This window comes from Adhaeribacter swui, from assembly GCF_014217805.1.
In the GTDB taxonomy this organism is placed as follows: domain Bacteria; phylum Bacteroidota; class Bacteroidia; order Cytophagales; family Hymenobacteraceae; genus Adhaeribacter; species Adhaeribacter swui.
In genome coordinates this window covers 5,361,292-5,386,546 of the sequence record NZ_CP055156.1, presented here as the reverse complement: position 1 = coordinate 5,386,546, position 25,255 = coordinate 5,361,292, and the positions used below count along the sequence as shown (strand labels likewise).

Sequence of the window (25,255 nt, the reverse complement as noted above, 5' to 3'; positions counted from 1 at the left end):
TTTTAACACAACCTTTTATTGCATACGACCTACTAGTTATAGTACCTTTTATCTACTTATAAGTATGTAGCAGTCATTTAACTAATATTACTGCGGCGAGCACCAGCAGAATCTTCAATAATTTGTATATAACATCAGCAACAAGCTTAGCCATACGTAAGAAGAAATTAGGTTGAAGAGAGTAGGATTAAATTGAAAACAAATCTTAATAAAAAAGAAGATCAAATTCTCAAGTAAACACGTATTTTGACTAAATGAATTAGATATTACTAAATTATTTAGTCAAAATACGTGTTTTCTAAACTTTGTTGCTAAGTTATAGTATAATATTAGTAATTATATTAGGTAGCATTATTGCTTTAAGGAATTTTATTTTTAAAATTTTAAAATTTGCACAAATGGGTAAGTTTCAATCTCAACATCGACATTCCATTTTTTGTATTTTACCTCCATACATTTTGAGAAAGTTAGCCGAGAAAGGGGATGATAAACAACGTTCGGTTGCTCTAAAAGTTTTAAGTGGAGATATGACTTTCCGCAATCTTCGGGTTGGCACGCGGTTATCGACAGGCTTAAGTCGGAAACGTCTTTCGGCTTTTTTAGTAGCTGGTGATAAGCAGCGCACCATTTTTTCGGCAAACAATAGTGAAACTTTGCCAGGGGTTACAGTTCGTGCTGAGGGCAGCCCACCTTCCGGTGACCCGGCAGCAGACGAAGCCTACGATGGCTTGGGAGCTACTTATGATTTTTTCTGGGATCAATTTAAACGTAACTCCATTGATGATGAAGGCTTACCACTGCATGGTATAGTGCACTTCGGGGAAGATTATGCTAATGCTTTTTGGGATGGGCAACGTATGGTTTTTGGCGACGGCGATAATGAATTATTTAATCGATTTACTCTTTCGTTAGATGTAATTGCTCACGAACTTACTCACGGCCTTACGGAGGATGAGGCTCAACTTTTATATTCCGGCCAATCCGGGGCATTAAATGAATCGGTATCGGATGTTTTTGGCTCATTAGTTAAGCAATATACTTTAAAACAAACTGCCAAAGAAGCTGACTGGTTGATAGGTGCTGAGTTATTTACCGGCAAAGTACAGAGCAGTAACGGCCAAACCGCTGCTATCCGGTCGATGAAAGATCCAGGTTCGGCATACGATGATCCGGTACTGGGTAAAGATCCTCAACCCAAACACATGAAAGATTTTGTAAATACTTTTGAAGATAATGGTGGGGTGCATATTAATTCGGGTATCCCGAATCACGCTTTTTACTTAATAGCCATCGCACTTGGTGGAAATGCCTGGGAAAAAGCCGGCAGAATCTGGTACGAAACTTTACTTGATGCCCGGCTAAAGCCTAATGCTACCTTTCAACGGTTTGCTGAATTAACTATAGATAATGCTAAACGTTTTAATGCAGAATCAGTGGTAACGGAAGCTTGGAGCCGGGTAGGGATATCTACTTTAGTTTAAAAGCTAAGGAATTTCTGTAAAGTAAATTTTCATCTATTTAGTGCAGGCATCGGATCAATTTCATTAAATACATATCATATGTATTTATTGCTCCTTGATAGGTTAATTTCCAGGAGTGAAATATACCCGATGGTTAGATTGCTGTGTTTATAGTTTTAGGAATGTTGTGTGAAGGGGATACCCAAAGATTGTAACTTTAACGTACAATATTAAAGACACCACTTCAAAACTAAAGACTATGAAAATTTACTTTAAACCCGAAGGGGGATTTGGCTTTTTTCCGGGGTTAAATAAACCTTTGGAACTAAACAGCGAAAATTTGCCGCCCGATGAAGCCGAACATCTGCACCATCTCGTTCAGGAAGCTCAGTTTTTTGATTTGCCTAACCAGGAAACGGAAAATAACCGCGGAGCCGACCGGAAAAAGTATACTATTCAGGTAGAAGACCAAGACCAAAAACATTGGATTCAGTTTCACGATGCCGAAGATCATCCGCAACTCCATAACCTGTTAAATTATTTAAACCAAAAGCAGAAAGAAACGCGCTCCTAAAGCTTAGAAGCATTTTTTTAAGAATAGAGGTTAAAGAAGCAATGGCAAATTTAAAAAATTACGCAGGTTACTCAGAAACCTTTATTCATCCGGAACTACTAGTTACGATTCCACAACTGCAAGCGGAGCAGCAAGCCGATTTGGCTCCGGTAGACGGAACAACGAGTAACTTGGCGCACTACATTAACTACAGCTTGGCTTTAAGCAAAACAAGGGGTTTTCCCTATTTTGTAGCGGCCAATATTGATGGCGGCTTATTTAAAAAAGTTTCCCGTAGCGATAATTGGCGCAAAGATGACCGGATTGATTACGCGTACCAGTGGGGAGAGGAGTTATATAAAGCTCAGAAAAGCGACTTCGATAAAGGTCACATGGCAAAGCGCGAAGATGTACAATGGGGTAAAACGGTGGTAGAAGCCCGGGCAGCAGCCGATACTACTTTTTATTATACCAATGCCGTACCCCAACACGCCAAATTAAACCAACAAATCTGGGCCGAACTAGAAAATTACATCCTACACACCGAAAGTGTACCTAATAACTTACAAATTTCGGTATTTACGGGCCCAGTGCTCCGACTCACTGATCCGGTGTTTGTAACCAAAGTTTTAGATAGAGAAATTCAGTTGCCTACTTTATTCTGGAAAGTGGTAGTTTTTATGAAAGAAGATCAGCAGTTATACCGCGTTGGTTTTTTAATCGGACAAGAAGAATTACTCCGGCAAGCAAAAATTATTAAACCCCAACCAATTGAAAAAACTGCCTTACCAACCGACTTATTTTTGGATTTTGAAGATGCCGAAACCTACCAGGTAAATATTGCTACTATCGAACAATTAACAAAACTAACGTTGCCGATTGCTCAGGATGTTTACCAAGACACCCGGCCCATTAAATTAGTGTTGGAAGAAGTAGACGTAAATGCCCGCTTTGCCCCGGCAGCAGTCGCCGAACTAGGTTACCGCATATCAAACTTGGTAATTTAAATTTTTAAAAATTACGCTAAATAGTTGTAATCTATTAAATCGAACTGGTTACTACAAAGAATTGATAAGCAAAACTATAAACCTTAGTAAGCATGGCCCAAACGTATAGAGTTGCCGTAGAATTAAGTACGGAAGCCACTTTGCAATTATTTAAACTGGAAGGTTTTGTGATTGCCCTCACCCGCACCCTGGATAATGTTTACCGGATTGCTATCAATGATTTTCCGATTGATGGCGAACTGGATTATTACGTTCATTGCACCGGCTGGAATAAAACTACCTGGAGTTTAAAAATTTCGCTCGACGATAAAGACATTACGCCAGAACCCATACGCGGGGTAATAGAAAAAGGATATTCAGCGGTTAGAGGATCGATAAAATTTTAAATTTTTATGATAAAGGGTTTTTACGCAAAAACTTGGTTGGCTTGCTTTGTTTTTCTGTTTCTTGACTTTGTAAGCCGGGCTCAAACCTTTCAGCCAATTTTTGAAGATGGCGAAGGTCGAACTGCTATACTGGCTCCGATGGGTTATTTTGGGGTAAATACCGAAAACAGCAGCGTCCGCTTCCAATACTTCTATTCACGGTCAGCCTCCCAAGAAATTTTTACGGAGCCGCTTAAACGAAACCGTTTTTTCTGGGGTATTACGGTAGCTGGTTCGACCGCAGGTGGCCTAAGTAATTTATTTAGCTACGGTAGCTTTACACCCGGTACTTCCGCCAGTTTATTTGCGGGTCATCGGTCGCTGCTTTTTCCGGCTATAAGTAAAACCGGCGAACCGGTATTGCATGGTTCCCGGCAAATAGCCATTGAAGATTGGCTTACTTTGCGGGTAGGCGGACAAGCCGCTAATTACACGCTTTTTGATGCTAGCCGCGTTTTCGATGAGCAGTTATTTCAGGAAAGGTTTAGAGGTTACTCCACGCAATTGGCTTATACCGTACTTATTGGGGGAGCAACTTCCGTTGGAGCCTCCTGGGACGTAAGCCGAGTAAACAATATTGATGAACTTACCCCCATTAACTTTAAACAGCAAACCATAATTACCAGCCCGGGTTCCGGGCAAACTACCCGCATTTTTGAAGAAGAAGTAGATGCTTACTCAGGGGTTTACACCACCAATGTGGTAAATACTTATAGTGTGGATGCCGTACATTGTATTACACCTCGTTCCGAAATTAACTTTGCTCTGCACGGCTATGGCCGCTTAAAGCGCATAAATGAATACTCGGTTTACAAAGCAGGTTTGGGCTTTTATTTATTCCCAAAGAGCAAAGTGGCAGGAGGCTTGTTTGTCGAGTCTAATGATTTAACTAACAAAATTTCGGAAACAAAGAACTTTGCTAAAAGATTAGATGTAGGCCTCACCGTAAAATATGTACTACCAAAGTTAGGCGTACCTAGTCCGTGATTATGAGTTTTGGAGCGAACTTTTCAAATTTAAATTCATGCTAAAGTAGGCCATCCATGGCCAAACGAGCCCCGCCGGCTAAGAGGCAAACTTGCAAGTAGCAAACTAGATAGCACCGTAGTCTGGAGACTTGAAAAGGCTCCAAAGAAAAAAGTTTTAATACCTTTAACGAAAATTACTTTTGCAGGAAAGTACTAAAGAGCAATGCCGTTATTCCACTTTAAAAATGCCATTTTTAATAGCATAAAGTACTAAGCCAACCCGCGACTCTACCTGTAATTTTTTAAATAAACCTTCGCGGATAGCTTCTACAACCCGCGGATGCACTTTTAAGATGGGCGCAAATGCTTTGTAGCACAATTCGGTACAGGCTAATTTTAAAAATTCTGTTTCCCTTTCGCTGAGTTCAACCTTTACCTTTTTGGGTTTATTTAAATCTTCAATTAAAATAGCAGCTACGCGGGTAGAATAATAAGAACCTTCTTCTTCTAAAGTTTGCAGGGCCAGGCGCAACTCTGCCGGATCGGCATTTTTTAAAACATACCCGTTTACCCCCGACTTAAGCATTTTTTTAATGGTTTCGTTATCGTTGTGCATGGATAAGGCTAGTAACTTCACTTCGGGGTAACGCTGCTCCATCCACTGAGCAGTTTCAAAACCATCCATTACGGGCATGCTAATATCCAGGAGAACCACATCGGGCATTTCCTGGGGTACTAATTTCTGAATAAAATCGCGGCCGTTTTCAGCTTCCCAAACCACCGAGTAACCAGCAAAACCATTCACTAACTCCACCATTCCTTTCCGGAACAGTTTATGATCGTCTACCAGCACAACTTTTTTATTTTGGTCCGTTTGCATAGAGGTTGGTTTAAGAGGTGAGTGGTAATATTAGATGCGCCAGGGTTCCTTCGCCAGGTTGGCTATGCAAACTAAATTCTGCGCCAATTAATCGCGCCCGGTAATACATGTTATAAGTGCCAATACCTTTTACCGGAACGTACGGATCAACTTTTTCGGCTACTGAAAAACCTTGCCCATCGTCTTTAATGCTAAGAATCATTTTATCGGGCAGATACACTAAAACTACCGAAATATGTTTAGCGCCGGCGTGTTTTAAAATATTATTTAAAGCTTCTTGGGTTATCCTAAAAACAATTAGCTTTTTTTCCGGGTCTAGATTAGCTGCTTCTTCGCCGTGTACTTCTAACGTGGTAGTGTGATAGCCCGCCTTCTGAATTAAATTTAATTGAAATTGCAACGAAGCTGATAAACTCTGCTGGGTTACAAACTGGCTATTAAGTCTTTTAGATAAGTCGCGCAGGTCTTCGATGGCTTGGTCTAAGAGCTCTTTACTGGCACTAATTTTATGCGCAGTGCCGGCATAATCGTCCGGTTTAATCGTACTAATGTTAAGCCGGGTAAGGGAAAGTATCTGGCCGATATTGTCGTGAATTTCCTGGGAAATACTATGAAAGGTTTGTTCCTGCATTTCCAATTGGGCTTTAAGTTTTTCATTCTGAAAAATAATTTTAAGTTCTTCTTTTTCTTTTAGATAGGAAATTAAACGTTGTTTGTACGAATAAAATAAAGATATAATAAAGCCTGCAGTGAGCAGAAAAATTATGGTGCCGCCGGCAATTATTATAGAAATATCGGCCATAATTAAAAACTCAGCTTGGGCTTCCTAAAAATAGAGCGACACAAAAACGAAATAATAAAAGTGATGTACAAGGTGCACAGCAAGGGTAAGTAAATGTAATAATAATTCCAGCGGGCCATCCGTAACGATTGATCCAATAAAGCTTTCATTAAGCCTTCTACAAAAAAATCGCCTAAGGCAAAAAGCAGTAAACCATTGCTAATCCAAAACAAAGGCTCGGTTTTAAGATCGGTGATTTTTAAATGCACAAAAAGTTGTCGGTAATAAGCTAACACCCAAATACAAATAAAAAAATTGGTAAGAATAATAACGTAGGAGTTGTAAGTATCAGGGGGCTGAATGGTAAAAGCTAAAATGGCTGCCATAACCAAAACTAATGCAATGGAAACCAGAATTAGCTTCTTCATTATTTTAAACTCTATGTAGCAGTAATAAATGTAGGCATAAAAGCTGTACTGGATAGGTATTAAAATATGGTAAATAAACAGGTTGTTAATGGTATACGATTGCAGGTAACCCGCATACAACTCAAAAGGCAAGGTTACCAGCACAATAAAGCCAATAATTTTTTGCTCCAGAGTAAGCTGCTTCATTTTAAAAAAAAACAGCAGCAGCAGAATTGTCAGAAACGAAATATTTAAATATACATCAATCATTTTTCTACTACCAGCATCTAAGGAGGATAAGATGTATGCAAAACTACAGCAGCCTATCATTAGCCTGGTTCAGGCAATTGCTCCTGATTTAAAAAAGACGAATTTTTAAAAATTCAAAATTTACCAGGCCATCCTACGAAAATACTCCGCTGATTAAACGGTCGTTGCTGGTGCCACCGGGGGGGCATTTCCGTTCTTGCGGGGCTATGGCTGCAATAGCCGTTGTGGTACTTGCCAGTAAACTGGCATGATGCGGCTTAGATGTGCTGCCACCAGAGGAATTTAATGTGCTGGAATCCACGATAACTTCTTGATTATTATCTAATAAAGACATGTATAATTTATGGTTTTTGCCGTCGGGGGCGCAGCCATAATAGAGCCGCAGCGCCACAGGCTCTTTGCCTAACGCTTTAGCTGCTGCTTTTAAATCTTCTATTTCTTGCAACGGAAAAGCATAGGAGAAAATAAAATCATTAAAATTCTCTAGTCCTAATGTATCGCGCAAAAAATTGCGGAAGTTGGTGCAATCTTGGGTAATTACCGAAGAATTCTGATTTTTTTTAGACATCGCTTTTAAGATTAAAGGTGAAAAGAAGTAAGCCCGGATCAGGCTAAACCCGGCACTAAGTTATAAATCCTGGTTAATTAAAAATACGTGATTTTTCCCATACTAATCCTTGAAAATCAACTTGTTTTAAATGGGAGCAAACAGAATTTTTTTAAAAAATCCCCTAGGGCAGGTGCTTACCTTCCCCTTGATCGGGCAAAAATAAAAATGGAGCTTTGGTCTGTCGGGTGACATTTTACCAGACTATCCGGTTTGTTCATTTAATGCTTTTGTGCCATGAAAAAATCACCAACTTCCACCAGCCGCTACGCTCCCGGTAAATCTTTCGCTGATTTAGTAAATCTGTGGCAAAGACAATCTTACGATTCTGAGCAACATGAAACTAGCTGCCAGTGTTTGGTGTCCAATATGCCGGCATTGGCTATGAGCCCGTGCATTACCTGGGTTTTAGATTTACGCACTAAAAAATACGTTTTTGTAAGCAGTAATATGCAACGTTTGCTTGGTTACGCCCCCGAACAGTGGATGCAAGAAGGCATAAAATTTTTAAAAGAACGGGTGCATCCGGAAGATGGCCGGCATGTATGGAAATTGCTGCGCCAGGTCTGGAAATTTTTATTGGCTTTACCGGCCCACGTACGCCCGGAATACCGCTTTAATTGCGATTACCGCCTACAGAAAGCCAACGGAAGTTACACCCGGTTACTGGAGCAAAGCACTATTTTACCAACCGATAAGCGGGGAAGCGTGCGGTACATTTTGGGAGTTTGTACCGACATTACCGACTGGAAGAAAACGGAGGGGTTAACGGCTTCGGTTATATCGCCGCAAAACGAAACCTGCCTGGTGTGTACCTCCACCTCTACCGAAGCAGACGAACCTTCACCGTTTGAAGCCTTACTCAGCAAACGCGAAAAAGAAGTACTTAAGCTTATTGCCGATGGCTACAGCAGTAAAATCATTGCCGATATGCTCAGCATTAGTTTTCATACGGTAAACACTCATCGTCAGAAAATAATTGAAAAGACCAACGCTCCCAGCACGGGTGGATTGATTCAATTTGCCCTGAATAACAAACTTATTTGAATTATTGCCAGCGTTTGTCGCACTGCATAAATCAAAAAATTTAAAAATCTGATTAAATAATTTTTCCCGCCAGCAGGATACTTCTTTCCAGCTCTTTTCCTCTCTACTGGCAAGGCCCGAGATCCGCAACCGGTTTCGGGCCTTCACTTCTTTTATGGGGTTATTAGAACTTTATTTAAATTATTTAAAAACCTTTCTACTAAGGTCCTTGGTAGCGTTATTGGTTGATCTGCCTGTTTTAGGTTACCAAAGTTTAATAAGGTGGTATTTTCATTTAACATTCGGGGATTAAGAAACGAATCAATATTGAATTTGGGATTAGGGTCTTCCTGGCCAGATTCGCCGGCTTGCCACATTTGTAACATTCTTTGTTTATCAAACAACAATTCTTTCTGATTTTCGGGAGTATACAGATTCGGCGGGAAATAATGTAAATGGATGTTAATATCATCGGAATCAGGTAGGGCAGGAGTAACTAAATTATTTTTATTTAAAGCCATTAACATTTGCTCGGTAATTTGATTATTTACTGCCAAGGCAATCAATTGAGAAATAAGCGTATCATTGTCGCGGATTTCCGTTAACCAAACACTTACCAGCCGGTTTAAACTTTTTAAAACCCCACGATCTTCAAAAACGGTATCCAGTAAGGGCGTTATAGGTTGATTAATAATAACATCAATATCGTTAATTGTTTTATCTTTTAGAGCATACCGCAAGGCTTCGGTTAAAGGAACGGGTTCTAGTACTCCGCCATCAACGTAAACTGACTTCCCTTTTCTAGGATAATAAGACATAAACAAAGGTTGATTCGCGGATGCCCACATCCAATCTTTCATCTGCTCCGAATCCGTAATATTCTGCGAAGATTTATACTCCGTTTTCCCGGTTGTTAAATCTACTACCGTAACAGTAAAGCTTAATTTTTCCGGAGAGTTACGAATACTACTGTATTGCTCCGCTGAAACAAATTGATTAATCAGTTTGCGTAAATTTTTACTTTCGCCCAGGGTATTTTTACCTATAATTAAGCGGAAGATGGCCGGTAATGCTTTTATGTTGCCGGTTTTTGGATTAAAAGGATTTACATTAAAGATAGATCGTTGGGTAACCGATGTATAAGCCGTTTTAAGCGCATCAAAATGGTTCAGAACAATTAATGGGGCCATTAAACTTCCTGTACTGGTCCCATAAACTGTTCTATAAGGCCCATATTTAGTCGAGAGGTTTTTAGCAAATCCCGCCGCCCAAGCTCCCCGGGCACCACCTCCGCCCACTACCAATAAGCGATTGTTATACGCCGGCGTTTGCGCAAAAAGCTGACTGGAAAAATTTAAAAGAAGAAGTAATAATCCTAATGGATAAAATTTTCTCATGGTGATAGTACGGTTTTATCCAGCAATCAATGGTTTAAAATAAGAAAATTTAAAAAACGAACCGGATTTATCTAGAGTGCCTGTTGTAAAATTATAAATGGTGTAAATGCCAAGAATACTTGCTGTAATACAAGCTTAGGTGCATCTAACCCGATGAGTTAAATGAAAGAGTTAGAGTGCCTTGAAAGAGCCTGGAATTTTAAAATTTTAAAAATTTGGGTATTATAAAGGTGTTTTTTTGAGTCATCCTTGATCATCAAGGAAAATGGTAGCTGGAGAATTGAATTGGCAGACACGGAATAAATAAAATTAAAAAGCCTTCCTGAATTTTCAGGAAGGCTTAACCTATATGGAGTTAGATAATTTTAAAATTACTTGTTACCGTCTACTTCTTCGTAGTCAACGTCGGTTACGTGATCAGCGGCACCGTTGCCATTTTGGCTAGCACCACCTTGCGGACCACCGGCACCTTGACCGTTGAAACCAGCGCTACCATCTGCACCGGCACCTGGGTTAGCACCAGCAGCGTACATTTCTTGCGAAGCAGCTTGCCAAGCGTTGTTCAGGTTATTGATAGCAGTATCAATCGCAGCTACGTCTTTGTTGCCATGTGCAGTACGCAATTCCGCTAAAGCACTTTCAATCGCCGTTTTATTACCAGCAGACAACTTATCGCCGTATTCTTTTAACTGTTTTTCGGTCTGGAAGATCATCGAGTCGGCAGAGTTTAATTTTTCTACCTGCTCTTTGGCTAAACGGTCCGATTCGGCGTTAGCGGCAGCTTCCTGACGCATCCGTTCGATTTCGGCTTCGGATAAACCAGAAGAAGCTTCGATCCGGATTTTTTGCTCTTTACCAGTTCCTTTATCGCGGGCTGATACGTGCAAGATACCGTTGGCATCAATATCGAAAGTTACTTCAATTTGCGGCACACCCCGTGGAGCTGGCGGAATATCCGATAAGTGGAACCGGCCAATAGTACGGTTGTCGCGGGCCATTGGGCGCTCACCTTGCAACACGTGAATCTCTACACTTGGCTGGTTATCCGAAGCAGTCGAGAATGTCTCGGACTTTTTAGTAGGGATAGTAGTATTTGATTCGATGAGTTTGGTCATAACACCACCCATGGTTTCGATACCCAATGAAAGCGGCGTTACGTCTAACAGCAACACATCTTTTACTTCACCAGTTAATACCCCACCTTGAATAGCCGCACCAATGGCAACCACTTCGTCTGGGTTTACACCTTTAGAAGGTTTCTTACCGAAGAATTTTTCAACTTCTTCCTGAATGCGTGGAATACGAGTAGAACCACCTACTAAGATTACTTCGTCGATATCAGAAGTACTTACGCCGGCATCTTTCAAAGCCTGACGAACCGGATCCATCGAACGACGCACCAGGCTATCAGCTAATTGCTCAAATTTAGCGCGGCTTAATTTACGTACTAAGTGTTTCGGACCAGTTTGCGTAGCAGTGATGTACGGTAAGTTAATTTCAGTTTCCTGCGAGCTGGATAACTCCACTTTAGCTTTTTCAGCGGCTTCTTTCAAACGCTGTAAAGCCATTGGGTCCGTACGCAGGTCCATGTTTTCTTCCGACTTAAACTCATCGGCTAACCAGTTAATGATAACCTGGTCAAAGTCATCACCACCTAAGTGCGTATCACCGTTGGTAGAAAGTACTTCAAAAACGCCATCACCTAATTCCAGGATAGAGATATCAAAAGTACCACCACCTAAGTCGTAAACGGCAATTTTTTGATCTTTATGTTTTTTGTCTAAACCGTAAGCCAAAGCTGCGGCAGTAGGCTCGTTTATAATACGTTTTACATCTAAGCCCGCAATAGCACCGGCTTCTTTGGTAGCTTGGCGCTGCGCATCGTTAAAGTAAGCAGGTACGGTAATTACCGCTTCGCTCACGCTGGTACCCAGATAATCTTCGGCAGTTTGCTTCATTTTTTGCAAAACCATAGCCGAAATTTCTTGCGGAGTATACTGGCGATCGCCAATTTTAACCCGCACGGTATTGTTGCTGCCTTGAACTACTTCGTAAGATACGTTCTTTAACTCAGAAGCAACTTCGGAGTAGCCCCGGCCCATGAAACGTTTAATAGAAGCGATGGTATTTTTAGGGTTAGTGATTGCCTGACGTTTAGCCGGGTCACCCACTTTCCGTTCGCCATTACCATTATCCAGGAAAGCCACAATCGAAGGAGTAGTCCGGCGACCTTCACTGTTCGGAATTACTACCGGCTCGTTACCCTCCATTACAGCCACGCAAGAGTTGGTAGTTCCTAAGTCAATGCCTATTATTTTTCCCATTTTATGTTTATGTTTATTTTAGAAATCCTGTTCAGTAATTGATACTGCTTTAATAACAAGGGATATGCCAAGCGGTTTTTAAGGTAGAATTTGTGACATATTGTCATTTTACAATTTTTAATAATTTATCCCGGTCTTTTTCTTGCGCACGAACTGTCGTATCTACTCCTGCTTTTCAGCGGTTTTATGCTTAAACGGTCAAAATTGGCGGTGGTTTAGTATTTAGACAGGAAAACCAAAGGCTGATTTTTAATTTTTGATAATGCAAGTGCCTCGCTTCGGTCTGATAATAAGGAGAAATCCGGCTGAGTTTACAGATAAACGTATAGACAAAGGCTTTACAGCTAAAACCAAGCGGCCAGAAGCCGGACGATAAACATTACGAGCGTGGATGCTCGTGATTGATGTTCTTGCGTTGATTAACGAGAACCTTGTTTCAGCGCTTTTACTTCTTCTGGAGTTAAATAACGCCATTCTCCGGGAGCTAATTCACCTATCTGCAAAGGCCCGATACTTACCCGGATAAGTCGTAGTGTTGGGAAACCGACTGCGGCCGTCATTTTGCGAACTTGCCGGTTCATGCCTTGCGTAAGAGTTATCTGTACCCAGCTCGTCGGGATATTTTGCCGGAACCGGATGGGTTTGCTGCGCTCCCAAATACTGGGTTCTGGTTGGAGAAGCTTCGCTTTAGCCGGGGCCGTTTTAATATTTTTTAAAAAAATACCTTTCCGCAATTGTTCTAAAGCAGTTTCATCCGGAATGTTTTCTACCTGCGCCCAATAGGTTTTTTCAATTTTAAATTTCGGATCGGAAAGCCGGTGTTGCAACGCTTTATCATCGGTGAGTAAAACCAAACCTTCGCTGTCATAATCCAGGCGACCTACCGGGTAAATGTTGGGAACGGTAACAAAATCCTTAAGCGTAGCTCGTCCGTTTTCGTCGGTAAACTGGGTTAATACTTCGTAAGGCTTATTTAATAGAATGTAGGTGAACAAATGCTTGATTTAATTAAGATTTATTTAAAACTAAGTAGAATTAATCACTATAAGCAAATTTGATAGTAATTATTATACGTAAACTCTTTCAGTCCATTTTCTGAACTTTAAATTACTTGCGCGCTAAACCGTAAGAAATAGAGTTCTATACTGGTTTAAGATGATTGGTTCGTTATTGCATCATATCGGTTGTAAACAAAAAAGCCCGGCAGAACCGGGCTCTCATTTATATACTATATAGCTTATTTCCCAATCGGAATCTCGATATCAATGTTGTTAAATTTAATTTTGTCGTCTTCCAGAACAGCTTCTACTACAGCATCTTTCCGGATTTCGCCGGACAAGATCGCTTTCGATAACTCGTTCAAGATCTTGGTTTGCAACACGCGTTTCAGCGGACGGGCCCCAAATTGCGGATCGTAACCCAGTTCGCCCAAGTAATCCAGTACTTCATCGGTAGCTTCCAGACGGATACCAGCTTCCTGTAAGCGGTCCTGAATGTGTTTGAACTGAATGCTGACAATCTTGCGTAACTCGCTCTGAGCTAACGGACGGAACATAATTAGTTCATCAATCCGGTTCAGGAACTCGGGGCGCACGGTTTGTTTCAGCAACTCAAACACTTCGTCTTTGGTGCGCTCAATTACCTGTTCGCGGTTATAATCTTCCATTTCGGCAAAATTGCTTTGGATGATATGTGCGCCAATGTTGGAAGTCATAATGATGATGGTATTTTTAAAATTCGCCACCCGGCCTTTGTTATCGGTTAAGCGACCATCATCCAGCACTTGCAACAAGATGTTAAATACATCCGGATGCGCTTTTTCAATCTCATCCAGCAAAATAACGCTGTATGGTTTCCGGCGAACGGCTTCGGTTAACTGACCACCTTCATCGTAACCCACGTATCCCGGAGGCGCTCCAATCAATCGGCTTACGGCGTGGCGTTCCTGGTACTCACTCATGTCAATCCGCACCATGTTGTTCTCGTCGTTGAACAAGAAATCGGCCAGCGCTTTGGCTAACTCGGTTTTACCTACCCCGGTAGTTCCCAGGAAGATAAACGAACCAATGGGTCGTTTCGGATCTTGTAAACCCGCCCGGCTCCGGCGCACGGCATCCGAAATAGCGGCAATAGCTTCTTCCTGACCAGCTACGCGTTTACCCAGTTCTTCTTCCAGGTGTAACAGTTTTTCACGGTCGCTTTGCAGCATTTTACTTACCGGAATACCAGTCCATTTAGCTACTACTTCGGCAATATCTTCGGAAGTTACTTCTTCTTTCAGCATGGGATTACCATCTTGGTTGGCTTCTACCTGCTGTTGCAGTTCTTTTAATTTCTGCTCAGCCTCGGTGATTTTACCGTAACGCAGCTCCGCTACCCGGCCGTAATCGCCCTGGCGCTCCGCTTGGTCAGCTTCCAGTTTAAATTGCTCAATGAGCTCTTTTTGTTTCTGGATACCTTCAATAACCTGCTTTTCGTTTTGCCATTTGGCTTTCAGGTCGTCGCGTTTACCGCTTAAATCCGCAATTTCGCGGGATAAAACAGTTTCTTTATCTTTATCGTTTTCGCGGCGGATAGCTTCGCGCTCAATTTCGAGTTGCATGATGCGGCGCTGAATTTCGTCGAGTTCCACCGGCAAAGAGTCAATCTCAATGCGCAGTTTAGCCGCTGCTTCGTCCATTAAGTCAATGGCTTTATCAGGTAAGAAACGGTCGGAAATATACCGGCTCGATAACTCTACTGATGCAATAATGGCATCGTCTTTAATGCGTACGCCGTGGTGTAATTCGTATTTATCCTTAATACCCCGCAGAATCGAAATAGCATCCGGAATGCTGGGTTCATCCACCATTACGGCCTGGAACCGGCGTTCTAATGCTTTATCTTTCTCAATGTATTTCTGATATTCTTTTAACGTGGTAGCACCAATAGCATGTAACTCACCGCGGGCTAAAGCGGGTTTTAGTAAGTTAGCAGCATCCATGGCGCTCTCGCCGCCGGCACCCGCCCCAATTAAGGTGTGAATCTCATCGATAAAGAGAATAATTTCACCCTCAGAATCCGTAACTTCTTTAATTACCGCTTTTAAACGCTCTTCAAATTCCCCTTTGTATTTAGCACCGGCTACGAGTAAACCCATATCCAGGCTCATCAGGGTTTTAGATTTTAAATTTTCGGGTACGTCGCCGGAAACAATGCGCTGGGCCAAACCTTCTACAATTGCCGTTTTGCCTACGCCGGGTTCACCTAATAAAACCGGGTTATTTTTAGTACGACGCGATAAAATTTGCAGCACCCGCCTGATTTCCTCATCGCGGCCAATTACCGGGTCTATTTTACCGGATTGCGCCAGCTCGTTTAGGTTTTTTGAATATTTCTTAAGCGAATTGTACTTGGTTTCGGCGTTTTGGTCGGTCACTTTTTCGCCACCGCGTAATTCTTTAATGGCCGCTTTTAAATGCTTTTCATTAAACCCAACGTCTTTTAACAAGCCGGCCACATTATCGCGGCCCGCCAGAATACCTAGCAAAATATGTTCAATGGCAACGTATTCGTCTTTAAACTCTTTCAGGTAAGAGGTAGCTTTTTGCAAAGCCGCGGCAGCATCGTTGCTTAGGTAAGGGCTACCACCGCTTACCTTCGGATAATTCTCGACAATCTCATCTAGCTTGGTAGTAAGAATATTTTGGTTTACCCCCAGCTTCTTCACCAAAAACGTAATCACGTTCTCGTCGGTCTGCAGAATGCCTTTTAGTATGTGGCCGGTTTCAACGGCCTGTTGCTGGTTACCACCCGCAATTTCCGTTGCTTTCTGGATGGCTTCCTGCGATTTGATAGTATAATTATTAAAGTTCATAGCTCTATTTTCCTACGCTCACTGTTTTGAACTGTTATTATCAAAATACTCTCCAAGGGCTATTTGGGTTTGAATCCGGAAATAATGACTGGTTAAATTAGGTGCAAACAAGCGTTTTAAGTCATTTTGGCCGAATTTTCGAGCATGAGTACTTCATCTTTTACCTAAAGGAGCTTATGAGGCGAAGCTACCTTTGTACCAGGTGGCTTAACTGAAAACAGAAGCACCAATGGCATAACCAATAAAAATAAGCCCGTAGAAAACCAAAATCACAATCAGGAATATGCCCCAAAATTTAAAAAACGACTTTAACCGGGAAAAGGCAAAAGCCAGGTTTAACTCTTCGCCGTACAAAAGAGCCGCTTTGGTTTTAGTAGAAAATTGGTATAAATACAGCGTGGGAAAAAAATACAGCACCGCGAAAAACAACAGGTAAATGGTCATGATGGCGCCGGAACCGCCCGGTACGCTGGAGGGAGCACCCGGAAAGTTACTGGTTAAAGAATGCATGATAGAACCAAAAGTAAATGCCCCAATTACCATTAACCCAATAAATATAAAGCCCACAATCGCTAAAAATTGCGTCCATTTGGCGGTAAGTAATAAATAGTGGCGCATTTGGCTGGTAACCTGTAACTCCGACCGGGATGGTTCTAAACTACCGCCGGTAATTTGGTTTTCAATTTCCATGGTTGTTTTCCTGAAAAGGTTCGCAATTAGATTGAGGTTAATATTTAAAAATTTAAATTTCTGATTGCTATAAGGTAAGGATAAGTTCTAAATGCCCAAAATATAAAAAAGCTTCCGGCTGCAAGACCGGAAGCTTTTACCTGAAAACCATTAATGGCCGCAATCAAAAAAGATTTTTATTGCGATTTCTTGGTGCTTCTTTTGGGTTTAGTAGCCGGAGCCGGCGTTGTTTCCAGGGTAGTACCTGTTAAATTTTCGGCTACGGTGCCCGTGGCGGCTACAGCCGGATCTAAGGCTACTGCCGCATCTAAATTGGTAACGGTAGTGCTTTTGGCGCTTCTTTTCCGGGTAGTCGGAGCCGGGGTATTGGCTGCTGGCAAATCAAGACCGGGAGAAGTAGCGGTGGCCGCATTTGCTTTTTTGGCAGAAGCTTTCTTGGGTTTCGTAGTTTCTTCGGACTGTTTGTGCATGAGCGTCGCATTTAAAGCGTCCGGAAGGATAGAGCTTTGGGCTACTTGTATTTTGGCTTTAAAGGTAGGCACCGCCCGTTTGTCGCCGGCCAATAAAGCTTTGTAAGCGGTAGCGGCCACCTCTTCGGGCGTTGCTAAATCGCCCTGGGCAATTTTACTGTTCTGAGCACCCGCCACGTTAAAGAAGTTGGTGTCGGTGGCCGGTGGACAAAGTATGGTTACCGATACCGGCGAATCTTTTAATTCTTCCTGCAGAGCTTCGCTGAAAGATAAAATAAAGGACTTGGTAGCGCCGTATACCGCCTGCAAAGGAGTTGGTGTAAAAGAAGCCACCGAACCTACCTGCAATATTTTGCCGGAGCCTTGGTTAAGTAAGCGCGGTAAAAACAATTTGGTAAGGTGCACCAACGAAATAATATTCAGGTGAATCATGGCCAGTTCTTTTTCCAGGTTGGATTCCGTAAAAAGACCGAACTCACCAAAGCCCGCGTTGTTTACCAATACATTTATTTGCCAGCCTTGTTGCTGCACGTGGTCGAACAAGCGGTTGGGTGCATCGTCTTTGCTTAAATCAATGGCAATGGTGTTTAGCCTTACATTACTAAATTCGCTTTGCAATTGCCAGGCAGCGTGATCTAGTTTATCTACGTGGTGCGCTACCATAATTATGTGGTAATTATCGCGGGCAAATAAACGGGCTAGTTCAAACCCAATGCCGCTGGAAGCGCCTGTTATTAATACTGATTGATTTTGTACCGTTTCCATAGTTGTATTTAATTAAAATGAAAAAGCTTCCGGTACGCATCCGGGAGCTAGAATGTTTTATTCTTTTACGTTTTCTAATTGTTTCTTGGTTATGGCGGCATTCCACGCATCGGGTAGAGTAATGCCTTGCGCCGCATACATTTTAGCAACATAAGTTGGTAACACCCGGGCATCGCCATTCATTAATCCTTTATAACCTTCTTCGGCTACATCTACCGGCGATTGTACCTGCGATGAATTGGCAATTTTGGTGTTTTCCATGTTGGCTACCTCAAAAAAGTTGGTATCGGTAGGAGGGGGGCAAAGTAAGGTGAGCGAAATGCCGGTATCTTTTAGCTCTACTTGCAAAGCCTCGGTAAACGACAAAATAAAAGCCTTAGATGCTGCGTAAACCGATAATAGCGGATGCGGAATAAATGAGGCCACCGAACCTAATTGCAGAATTTTACCAGAACCTCGTTTAACCATATCTTGGGCAAAAAACTTGGTTAAAGCTACCAAAGAGATAATGTTGAGGTGGATTAGACCAATTTCTTTTTGTAGGTCAGTTTCCAGAAAAGAACCGCGTTCTCCAAAGCCCGCGTTGTTTACCAAAAATTCTACTTGCACTCCCCGGCTTTGTACATCCTGGTACAGTTGCGTAGCGGCTCCATCTTTGCTTAGGTCGCAAGCGATGCTTTCTACTTGTACGTTCGGGAATTCGGATTTAATCTTTTGAACGGCATCTTGTAGTTTCTCCTCGTGATGTGCCGTCATTAATACGTTATGCCCATCGCGCGCAAAGCAACGGGTTAACTCAAAGCCGATGCCGCTGGAGGCACCTGTTATTAAAGCTGTTTTACCTTGATTCAGATTCATATTTTTAAAATTTAAATAATTTGTTTTACCAGAAAGACATATTCTGTTCCTTAATACTAATTTTAAACAGAAGAGTTATAATCTGTTCTACAGGTTTTTCCTTATTTGCTTTTGATATATAAGCTTTTACCGGATATTATTTGATTTTACATCCTTCGAAATCGCAATAGATAAAACTATTTTGCAGCGGGGCCAGATGTATTTTATGGAAGGCCACGTAACAAACTTAGAAGAGTTAGTAAAAGATCAGTGGTGTGCCGAAATAACCGCTACCGACACTTACGAAGTAGAAATAATTTTATTCCGGGCCAAAGTCAAACATTTTGAATGCAGTTGTCCATAGGACCAAGGTCCTGTGTGTAAACATGTAACGGCCGTGCTGTATGCGCTGCAAAAAAACAAAGCAAAGGCCGGAAAAAAATCGGGTAAATCAACCAGCCAAAAAACACCCACTAAATAAGATTGCACCAATGAAAACGCGAATAAAAGCAGCTACCAATTTTTAGTTGAAGTAATGCAATACCTGCTTACGCTGGAAGGCGGTAAAGTTTTAGTAACCAGGTTATTGGCCGATTTTCGGGAAATTTTTAAAAAACGGCGTGCTTTGCTAACCGAATTAAACCAGTTACAAGTAAATTAAACGCTTGCGTTAAATCCTAAACTACAATCAACTCTTACTCTAACGCACCTCAGCCTTAAAAACGGCGGCATAATGATCGGCTAAACGGGTAGGCTCGGGTAATTTGTGTTTCCGGGTGGTAGCTAAAGCTATTTGGGTAGCGGTTTCTAAATCCATTAAATGACCCGCCGAAGCAAAAACCGGTTTTACTTTTTCTTTCGTGCGAATGGCATTGGCAATATGTTCGTTGCGGTGCATAACCGGACTAACAGCGCCCTGCTCCGGACCGGGCATTTCAAATTTACCTACTAAAACTTCTTTGGCTAAGCCCATGGTGGGTTTTTGCAAATGCACTCCCAAATGGCTAGCAATGCCCATGCGCCGGGGGTGCGAAATACCATGTCCATCTACCATAATTAAATCCGGTTTTTGGTTTAGCTTTTTATAAGCTTCCATCAAATTCGGCGCCTCCCTAAAAGAGAGCAAGCCAGGAATGTAAGGTAACTCCACCGGGCGGTAATGCCACACTTTTTCTATAATCTGTAAATCCGGGTAGCTCAGCAACACAAACACCGATAAAATATTTTCGCCGATAAAGGAAGAATCGCAACCCGCTATGGTGGTGATGGTAAAATCCGGTTTTTTTAAAATTACTTGTTTTTGCAGTTCGTGCTGCCGCGCGGTTAAGGTTTTTATTAACTCCGGATCAACGGGCGGATGGGTTTGATAATAAGCCATGCTAGGTATGTTTTTCTGCTTTACGCAAAAATTTACGTGCGGGGTTGTATTAATTACATGTGGTGCTAAAACCCTTTGCTCCTTATCATTTCTTACTAAATAGGTTTTGCGGAGACTTTAGCAGATCAGCTTTAGTAACCAGCCTGCCAGGCATTCTGGTTATCATTAAAACCTAAATTATTAAAGGAACAACAAACTTTTGCTTTACTAAACAGGAACAAACATATTTTATCGGTACTCTAATTTTAAATAACAATCCTAAAAACTATGGCGGCATTATCGATAATAGAGATTTTTTTGAGCTTTGGTTTTAGTAGGATATATCCAAAAATAGAAAGCCATGAAAAAATTATATATGTAATTTGTTATATATAATATTTTATATTACCTAAACTTAGGTATTGTTTTGGTGCTCGTAAGTGTATATCTATACATAATAAAAGTAAATTTTACTTATAAAATATAAACGAATTTATATAAACTGAATAATAATGGTTTTTAAATAAGTTTTTTTATAAACAAACTAATTTTTATTTTTACAAACCAGATGTAAAAAAATATATAAAAAATATTATTTTAGAACCTATAACCTGCTAATTGTACCACCTTCTAAAATTTACCTCATGTTTCTATTTACCGGAATAATCAGGTACGGCTAAGTAGGATAAAAACTCACGAGCAAACATCCACCAACCAGTACTATCGGTTAAAAATTGTGACCAAGCTGCTGCTTCATTAAAAATAAAGGTTTATAAATGGTGCCTATAAATCACGATTAATTAGGATAGTTACAATCATGTAATAGAATAAATTACTTTAATCATGCTGTTTAATTCTTTAGAATTCCTGCTCTTTTTCCCGGTTGTTACCTTATTGTTCTTCTTGTTGCCCCATCGTTTCCGGTGGGTGCTGCTGCTGGTAGCCAGTTGCTTTTTTTACATGTTTTTTAAACCCATTTATATTCTAATATTATTAATTACCATAATAATAGATTATTACGCGGGTATATTAATCCAGAATAGCCCTACTAAAAAGAAGAAAAAGTTTTACCTCATCTGGAGCTTAGTCGCAAACATTAGCGTACTGGCTATTTTTAAATATTTTAATTTTTTTAACGACAACATTACCTCCGTAAGTGAGTGGCTGGGCTACGAAAACCCGATTCCGTACTTAACCATTTTATTGCCTATCGGGCTTTCTTTCCACACGTTTCAGGCAATGAGTTATACCATTGAGGTATACCGCGGCCACCAGCCCGCCGAGCGCCACTTTGGTATTTATGCTTTGTACGTTATGTTTTATCCGCAATTAGTAGCCGGCCCCATTGAACGGCCGCAGAACGTTTTACACCAGTTTCACGAAAAGCAATATTTTGATTACGACCGGGTAGCGGATGGCTTAAAATTAATGGCCTGGGGCTTATTTAAAAAAGTGGTTATTGCAGACCGGCTGGCCTTAATGGTAAACCAAGTGTATAACAACCCCACCAATTACGACGGAATTTATTTAATTATTGCCACAGTTTTTTTTGCTTTCCAGATCTTCTGCGACTTTTCGGGCTATTCCGATATTGCCTTGGGTTCGGCGCAGGTAATGGGATTTAAACTGATGGAAAACTTCCGGCGCCCTTATTCGGCCAAAACCATAAAAGAGTTTTGGGGCCGGTGGCATATTTCGTTATCTACCTGGTTCCGCGATTATTTGTACCTGCCCCTGGGAGGTAACCGGGTAAGCAAATGGCGCTGGTATTACAACATTTTTATTGTTTTTTTGGTAAGCGGTTTTTGGCACGGTGCCAGTTGGAATTTTATTATCTGGGGCGCTTTGCACGGGTTTTACCAGGTATTTGGGTTTATAACCGCCCCCCAAAGAAATAACCTAGTTAAATTTTTACGGCTGGATAATTTTCCTCGGTTGTATAATGCTATTCAGGTAGTTACCACATTTTCTTTAGTGGGCCTGGCCTGGATATTTTTTAGAGCAAACACCTTAACCGATGCCTGGTACATTAGTACGCATCTATTTCAGAATTTCTGGGGCAGTACCCGGGAATTTGCACACCAGTTACTCTTCGAAAACAAAATATTGGGCCAATACAAGCAAGAATTTATCTTAGCGGTGCTCTTTATTTTACTTCTGGAGTACGTTCATTATTTGCAAAGCCAGCATAAACTGCGGTTGCAAATTGCCCATTTCCGCCCATTTTACCGGTGGGGTATTTATTCTGCTTACCTCCTGGTGTTCCTTTATTTTGGCGTGTTTAACTCTAACTCCTTTATTTATTTTCAGTTTTAATGAAGAAGATATTTTTAAAAATAAGTTTATTAACAGGCATTGTGGTCTTGTTAATGGTGCCTATTATCTGGCGGTTTAACGTGGGGCATTTAGATACTAACTATACCCGTTTAACTACCAATAAAGCTCCCTCCTTGATTATTGGCACCTCCCGGGCGGCGCAAGGAATATTACCGGTTATGTTTAAAGATGTAGCGCCCCAAATGCAAAACTTTGCGTTTACCATTATGCATACGCCTTTTGGACCCACGTATTTTGATTTAATTAGTAGAAAGTTAAAAAAAGATACCCGTAACGGCTTGTTTATAATCGCGGTAGATCCCTGGGCGGTTTCTTCCTTAAACCAGGAAGAAACCAAATCAGGTGAGTTAAGAGAGAATAAGGTATTTACTTCCAAAATCAGTCTTGTAAATTTTAATCCGAACCTGGAGTATATTTTACGGTATTACAGTCAACCTTTTTACACCGTGTTTGTGAAAGAAATGTATGATGTAATTAAAAAAGGAACCCCAGACACCAAATTGCATAAAGATGGGTGGTTAGAAGTAAACGTACCCGTAGATGCGGCTTCGGTAAAACGGCGCTTGCCCGGTAAATTAAAAGTATACCAAAAATATGTACGCGACGCTGCTATTCAACCCATCCGGATGCAATACTTAGAGCGTACCATTAACTTGCTGGATAAGCATGGGCAGGTATTTTTGGTGCGGCTACCCGTGTCTAAAGAAATGAAGGAAATCGAAAACCAGTACTCGCCTGATTTTGATAAGTTGATGGAAAAAATGGCTCGTAAACACGGCGTTAATTACCTCAACTATTTTCACGATTCCGGCGAATACCTGACAGTAGATGGCAACCACTTGTACAAAGAGTCGGGCAAAGCTATTTCTCTAAAGCTAGCTTCGGATATTAAGCAGTTAAATAAATTTACTCAGGCTAAAAAACTTAAAAACCCTTCTAGCATTGCAGCTTCAAACTAATTGTAGAATACAATAAAACGCATGCAGTTTCTTTAGAATTGCCCTGTAGTAATTTTAACTAAAATGGGGTAGCGCTTTTTAAAAAGAATGCTACCCCATTTTAGTTTATCGCTTTGGTAAGTTTAAAAAATCAACCCGTCAGAATTTTAAATTTTTAAAATTTAGGGTTCTGTTGGAGGCGTGGTGGGCTAGTGGTTATTGGTGCTATGTTAACTTGTATGCTTTACTTTGTTTTTGTTCTTAAAAGAGAGGAATAGCCTGAATTTAAATTCCCGGAAATTTTCAGCGTTAAAATCAAAAACTGCTATCTGGTGCGGATTTTTTTGTAGATCCGGATGGCGAGCATCAGTATAACGGCAAATAAAATTAAGCCTACCAAGCCCCATAAAAAATCTACGCTGTTTTTTAAAACTACCAAAAACACAATACTTACCAGAAACAAAGTTGCTACCTCGTTCCAGATGCGGAGTTGGGTAGGGGTTTGTTTTACTTCGCCGCGTTGGTGTTGTTTAAAAATGCGGTGGCAACTCAGGTGGTACAAAAATAAGCCCGCTACAAAACTTAATTTAACCAGCAGCCAACCCGGTAAACTGCCGTACAAATAAGCCATCCAGGAACCAAAAACTAAGGTAAGTACCGCCGATGGCCAGGTTATGCCGTACCACAAGCGCTTTTCCATTATGGCTAGCTGGTTCTGTAAAATGGTTTTGTCGGGCTCCGGTTTTTCGCCGGCTTCGGTAAAGTAAATAAACAACCGGACGATGTAGAACAAACCGGCAAACCAGGTAACTACAAAAATAATGTGCAGCGATTTAACGTAGAAGTAAGTCACGATTGGGATGGGCGCTTAAAAACTAAAGTCTATTTACTTTCCGGCCGAAACCGCATTTACCCGCAAAATTAAAAAATAAGCCGGTTTGCCCCTACATAACTACATTTACTTTTAAGGTACTATTGTTTAAAACTGGATTTTTAAAAATCGGCCTTATTGCAACCATTTGCCTTGTTGCGGAATCTCTTACCAAAACAGAAACCTATATCCAAAACAATGAATCACCCATTTTTTAAATTAAGCGGGTTAACTTTAATCTTTGTACTTTTTCTGGCGGCTTGTACTTCCGATGACGACCCGTCGGTACCGCCCGGCAATGAAACAGCAAGCTTCTTTTTAGCTAAAGTAATTTTTGCTGGCCACGACACCACGATCTATGAATATGATAATCAAAAAAGAATAGCAAAAGCTTGGCTGCCGGCTAATGCCAACACAAATAGTAAGTATTACAAAGAGTTTGCTTACGACGCCCAAGGCAGACTGGTAAAAAGTACTTTTAAACTGTTAAACGGCACCACTATCGGCTATAATACCCTCGAATACACAAACAACAGGTTAACCTTAGTTTCTTCCTATAGTCGGCCGCAGGGCACCGGCGATTTTACCCACGATTTTGATAATATTTTGGAATACAATGGTGCGAATCAGGTTATAAAACTAATAACCCGGAAGCCGGGTAAACCAGCCACTGCGTACCGCTATACCAACTACCAGTATAATCCGGCCGGTAACGTCATTAAAATAATGGATTATGTAAATGAAGAATCCGGGCCGGTAAACGACTACATAGCCGAGTATACCTACGACGATAAGAATAATCCGTACTTTGGGGTTAACCTAAACGGCTTGGGGCCATCCGCTTTTTCGCCAAACAACATTTTAAATGAAAAAGAAACCTATCCTTTATCGGGCCAGGTAAAAAATACTACGCGCACTTACACGTATAACGAAGCAGGTTTTCCGGTAAAAGAAACCCGGACCAGCAATGCCCATACCTTCGAAATCCAGAATAGCTACACCGTGTTAAAATAAAAAGATCAAATTAAA

24 protein-coding genes are annotated in these 25,255 nt (G+C 41.2%); 11 read left to right on the top strand and 13 right to left on the bottom strand.

The genetic code is table 11. The annotated features are described in order from the left end of the window. The first annotated feature begins 458 nt into the window (after positions 1-458). The 5 genes from HUW51_RS22275 (at position 459) to HUW51_RS22255 (ending at position 4,432) form a co-directional block, all read left to right on the top strand. Positions 459-1,481 carry a M4 family metallopeptidase gene (locus HUW51_RS22275; protein WP_228466831.1) on the top strand — a complete coding sequence of 341 codons (1,023 nt, stop codon included), beginning with the start codon at positions 459-461 and terminating at the stop codon, positions 1,479-1,481. 238 nt (positions 1,482-1,719) lie between these two features. Next, on the top strand, positions 1,720-2,034 hold the full coding sequence (locus HUW51_RS22270; protein ID WP_185271802.1) for a protealysin inhibitor emfourin: 315 nt from the start codon (positions 1,720-1,722) through the stop codon (positions 2,032-2,034). Between the two features lie 41 nt (positions 2,035-2,075). Then, positions 2,076-3,020: a DNA/RNA non-specific endonuclease gene (locus HUW51_RS22265; protein ID WP_185271801.1), complete on the top strand. Its 945-nt coding sequence runs from the start codon at positions 2,076-2,078 to the stop codon at positions 3,018-3,020. 92 nt (positions 3,021-3,112) lie between these two features. Continuing rightward, complete coding sequence (locus HUW51_RS22260) at positions 3,113-3,406, top strand: hypothetical protein (RefSeq protein WP_185271800.1); 294 nt, start codon at positions 3,113-3,115, stop codon at positions 3,404-3,406. 6 nt (positions 3,407-3,412) lie between these two features. Beyond that, positions 3,413-4,432, top strand: a complete 1,020-nt coding sequence (locus HUW51_RS22255; RefSeq protein WP_185271799.1) for a hypothetical protein — start codon at positions 3,413-3,415, stop codon at positions 4,430-4,432. 210 nt (positions 4,433-4,642) lie between these two features. On the opposite strand, the gene HUW51_RS22250 is transcribed toward HUW51_RS22255, so the two are convergent. The 4 genes from HUW51_RS22250 to HUW51_RS22235 all read right to left on the bottom strand — a co-directional run bounded on the left by HUW51_RS22250 (position 4,643) and on the right by HUW51_RS22235 (position 7,319). Beyond that, the gene (locus tag HUW51_RS22250; RefSeq protein ID WP_185271798.1) at positions 4,643-5,293 is read right to left on the bottom strand and encodes a response regulator transcription factor; all 651 of its coding nucleotides are present in this window, start codon (positions 5,291-5,293) and stop codon (positions 4,643-4,645) included. A 10-nt stretch (positions 5,294-5,303) separates the two neighbouring features. Further along, positions 5,304-6,095, bottom strand: a complete 792-nt coding sequence (locus HUW51_RS22245) for a sensor histidine kinase (RefSeq protein WP_185271797.1) — start codon at positions 6,093-6,095, stop codon at positions 5,304-5,306. A 2-nt stretch (positions 6,096-6,097) separates the two neighbouring features. Next, positions 6,098-6,688, bottom strand: coding sequence for a hypothetical protein (locus HUW51_RS22240; RefSeq protein WP_185271796.1), 591 nt, complete (start codon positions 6,686-6,688; stop codon positions 6,098-6,100). Positions 6,689-6,884: 196 nt separating this feature from the next. Next, positions 6,885-7,319, bottom strand: a complete 435-nt coding sequence (locus tag HUW51_RS22235; protein ID WP_185271795.1) for a hypothetical protein — start codon at positions 7,317-7,319, stop codon at positions 6,885-6,887. A gap of 276 nt (positions 7,320-7,595) precedes the next feature. On the opposite strand from HUW51_RS22235, the gene HUW51_RS22230 reads away from it, so the two are divergent. After that, entirely contained in the window at positions 7,596-8,405 is an 810-nt protein-coding gene (locus HUW51_RS22230) for a LuxR C-terminal-related transcriptional regulator (protein WP_185271794.1), read from the top strand. A gap of 152 nt (positions 8,406-8,557) precedes the next feature. On the opposite strand, the gene HUW51_RS22225 is transcribed toward HUW51_RS22230, so the two are convergent. From HUW51_RS22225 to HUW51_RS22195, 7 genes are all read right to left on the bottom strand, one after another. Continuing rightward, positions 8,558-9,781 (bottom strand): patatin-like phospholipase family protein, encoded by a 1,224-nt coding sequence (locus HUW51_RS22225; protein WP_185271793.1) that lies wholly within the window; start codon positions 9,779-9,781, stop codon positions 8,558-8,560. A 371-nt stretch (positions 9,782-10,152) separates the two neighbouring features. After that, positions 10,153-12,105, bottom strand: coding sequence for a molecular chaperone DnaK (dnaK, locus tag HUW51_RS22220; RefSeq protein WP_185271792.1), 1,953 nt, complete (start codon positions 12,103-12,105; stop codon positions 10,153-10,155). 419 nt (positions 12,106-12,524) lie between these two features. Continuing rightward, a complete protein-coding gene (locus HUW51_RS22215) occupies positions 12,525-13,100 on the bottom strand; it encodes a pseudouridine synthase (RefSeq protein WP_228466829.1) in 576 nt (191 codons plus the stop codon). 242 nt (positions 13,101-13,342) lie between these two features. Continuing rightward, the gene (gene clpB / locus HUW51_RS22210; RefSeq protein ID WP_185271791.1) at positions 13,343-15,961 is read right to left on the bottom strand and encodes an ATP-dependent chaperone ClpB; all 2,619 of its coding nucleotides are present in this window, start codon (positions 15,959-15,961) and stop codon (positions 13,343-13,345) included. 207 nt (positions 15,962-16,168) lie between these two features. After that, positions 16,169-16,651: a DUF5362 family protein gene (locus tag HUW51_RS22205; protein ID WP_185271790.1), complete on the bottom strand. Its 483-nt coding sequence runs from the start codon at positions 16,649-16,651 to the stop codon at positions 16,169-16,171. 176 nt (positions 16,652-16,827) lie between these two features. Continuing rightward, on the bottom strand, positions 16,828-17,886 hold the full coding sequence (locus HUW51_RS22200) for an SDR family NAD(P)-dependent oxidoreductase (protein WP_185271789.1): 1,059 nt from the start codon (positions 17,884-17,886) through the stop codon (positions 16,828-16,830). Positions 17,887-17,943: 57 nt separating this feature from the next. Beyond that, the gene (locus tag HUW51_RS22195) at positions 17,944-18,744 is read right to left on the bottom strand and encodes an SDR family NAD(P)-dependent oxidoreductase (RefSeq protein WP_185271788.1); all 801 of its coding nucleotides are present in this window, start codon (positions 18,742-18,744) and stop codon (positions 17,944-17,946) included. 196 nt (positions 18,745-18,940) lie between these two features. Between HUW51_RS22195 and HUW51_RS22190 the strand changes: the two genes are divergently transcribed. Continuing rightward, on the top strand, positions 18,941-19,087 hold the full coding sequence (locus HUW51_RS22190) for a hypothetical protein (protein WP_185271787.1): 147 nt from the start codon (positions 18,941-18,943) through the stop codon (positions 19,085-19,087). Positions 19,088-19,258: 171 nt separating this feature from the next. After that, a complete protein-coding gene (locus HUW51_RS24805; RefSeq protein ID WP_262891300.1) occupies positions 19,259-19,384 on the top strand; it encodes a hypothetical protein in 126 nt (41 codons plus the stop codon). A gap of 39 nt (positions 19,385-19,423) precedes the next feature. Here HUW51_RS24805 and nfi read toward each other — a convergent pair whose 3' ends face one another. Beyond that, positions 19,424-20,101, bottom strand: coding sequence for a deoxyribonuclease V (gene nfi / locus HUW51_RS22185; RefSeq protein WP_185271786.1), 678 nt, complete (start codon positions 20,099-20,101; stop codon positions 19,424-19,426). An 822-nt stretch (positions 20,102-20,923) separates the two neighbouring features. Here nfi and HUW51_RS22180 point away from each other — a divergent pair. Together HUW51_RS22180 and HUW51_RS22175 are read left to right on the top strand one after the other, a co-directional pair. Continuing rightward, the gene (locus tag HUW51_RS22180; RefSeq protein WP_185271785.1) at positions 20,924-22,396 is read left to right on the top strand and encodes an MBOAT family O-acyltransferase; all 1,473 of its coding nucleotides are present in this window, start codon (positions 20,924-20,926) and stop codon (positions 22,394-22,396) included. Beyond that, complete coding sequence (locus tag HUW51_RS22175; RefSeq protein WP_185271784.1) at positions 22,396-23,376, top strand: hypothetical protein; 981 nt, start codon at positions 22,396-22,398, stop codon at positions 23,374-23,376. Before HUW51_RS22180 ends, HUW51_RS22175 begins: the two co-directional genes overlap by 1 nt. A gap of 304 nt (positions 23,377-23,680) precedes the next feature. Here HUW51_RS22175 and HUW51_RS22170 read toward each other — a convergent pair whose 3' ends face one another. Further along, positions 23,681-24,208, bottom strand: coding sequence for a CopD family protein (locus HUW51_RS22170; RefSeq protein WP_185271783.1), 528 nt, complete (start codon positions 24,206-24,208; stop codon positions 23,681-23,683). Positions 24,209-24,424: 216 nt separating this feature from the next. Between HUW51_RS22170 and HUW51_RS22165 the strand changes: the two genes are divergently transcribed. Further along, positions 24,425-25,240 (top strand): hypothetical protein, encoded by an 816-nt coding sequence (locus HUW51_RS22165; protein ID WP_185271782.1) that lies wholly within the window; start codon positions 24,425-24,427, stop codon positions 25,238-25,240. The last annotated feature ends 15 nt before the right edge of the window (positions 25,241-25,255 follow it).